This window comes from Waltera sp. (assembly GCF_046969025.1).
GTDB classification, from domain to species: domain Bacteria; phylum Bacillota; class Clostridia; order Lachnospirales; family Lachnospiraceae; genus Acetatifactor; species Acetatifactor acetigignens.
Genome location: NZ_JBKVQF010000051.1, coordinates 1 through 1,818, shown reverse-complemented (window position 1 = coordinate 1,818; position 1,818 = coordinate 1). Strand labels below are relative to the sequence as shown.

1 protein-coding gene is annotated in these 1,818 nt (G+C 47.7%); it reads left to right on the top strand.

The window, feature by feature from the left end:
* Nucleotides 1-1,781, top strand: a 1,781-nt coding sequence (locus ACLTOH_RS15205; protein WP_412224358.1) for a fimbrillin family protein, incomplete at its 5' end; no start/stop codon positions are given.
* Nucleotides 1,782-1,818: the final 37 nt, after the last annotated feature.

Below are 1,818 nucleotides of genomic sequence, written 5' to 3'. Positions count from 1 at the left end.
CTGCAATGATGTCATTGGCTGCATGCAGCAAGGAGGAAATTCCCGAAGTACCGAAACCGAATCAGGAACAGACCGGAAAGCCGGAGGATAAGCCCGTCATTGACGAGAGCATCTGCATGAAGCTCAGCCCGACACTTCAGAACATGGTCGAAGCAAGGAGCGGAGTGATTACCCAGTGGCAGACCGGGAACAGAATGGGGCTGTTCACGGAAGGTACAAACCTTGAATACACCTTCAACGGCGAGAGCTGGACTGCTGCACAGCCCTACGAGGTGAAGAAGGAACAGACCGTATATGCATACCACCCCTATGTGAAAGGAGAGATAAGCACGGTGAATCCATTCATCTATTTTGATATATCCAAGCAGGAGGATGTGATGTATGGTCAGTGTACCGTGAACTCGGATTTCACGACTGCACAGCCCGAAATGAAGCATGCGCTCTCTCTTGTCCGTATTAAAGTGGTGCGTGACGAATATCTCGGTGAGGGAGTGATTACGGATATGGCGATGGATAATGTACCGCGTGTCATTGAAATGGACTATATAAGTGGCTTGTCAGGTCCTGAGGGCGATGAAAGAATTTCTATCCCTATCGGAGGCGGATTCATGCTCGATGACGAACACCCGACAATACCGGAGGCTATTCTCCCTACATGGGGGTCAAACTATGGTATTTCCCTCTCCTTCAGTCTGGACGGGGAGCGGAAGGAATATGTATTCCCGGAATCTGACAGGTGGGAAATGGGGATGATTTATACCTATACCATCAAGATTAAGGGAGAATACAATGCGGCAGTCAACAGGGAAGATGTGCCCATTGACGTGCAGTACTGGAGTCAGTTCGGAAAGACGGATGACATCGTATTGAAGGAAATTGGATTTACGGATTGGGAAAATATGTTCTCAATCTCTACGAATCATACCCAGTTCGGCTATGACTGCTACCAAAACGAAGGAAAACCGTTCGGGCTGTTCTATTCGCATTCGGGAACGGAACCGTTTGAAGGTAAACTGAGATTCGTCTTCATGAGACCGGGAACGGACGAGATAGTGGAGAAGTTCCAGCCCATTGACATCAAGGTGGATGGTTGGGACGGAAAGAAAATCCAGTGCTATGTGACTGCTGCACCGGGTACATACCAGCTCGTGCCTCTCTTCCAAAGGAAAGGAGAATCGACTTGGTTCAAGGCAAGAGGATATGACAGGGAAGGAACAGCTGAGGACTGGATATACGAAGTAAAACCACAGGCACCCGATAATCTACCGTCACTGAGGAATATCTTCTTGGAGAAGGAAGAAAAGAATTCGAATTTCTTTAGCTATGATATTCCCTATAATCAGCCCTTCAAAGTGGTATATACCCTTTCCAACAAGGGAAAAGGTGCGCTCAAGGGAGAAATCAAGGCGGTATGGGAAAGGGAGTTCAAGCCAAAATCAAATTCGTACCGACTGGGAACGAGAAGAGAGGATGCGGTCAATGATAACCAGTGGTGTGACGAAATCGGAACGGTGAAGGTGGATATTCAGCCGGGAATCCGTTATTGGAAAGGAATTGTAGAGTGTAAGGTCACGAAGTATTATCCGAGACCGACAACCTCTAATGGACATGGATACGCAAGTCCCGTGATTCACCTCTATTGGAGAGCGGAAGGGACGCAGGAATGGAAGCTGCTCCGCCTCGATGCCGACTACCTCTTCAACCGGGACTACACGGGTCCGGACATCTGGGACGAGACACTGAACTATATCAGTGTAGGTTTGGAAGATTGGAGAAAATGATTATTGCATTATGATTGTTGGAAAATAATTATTATAA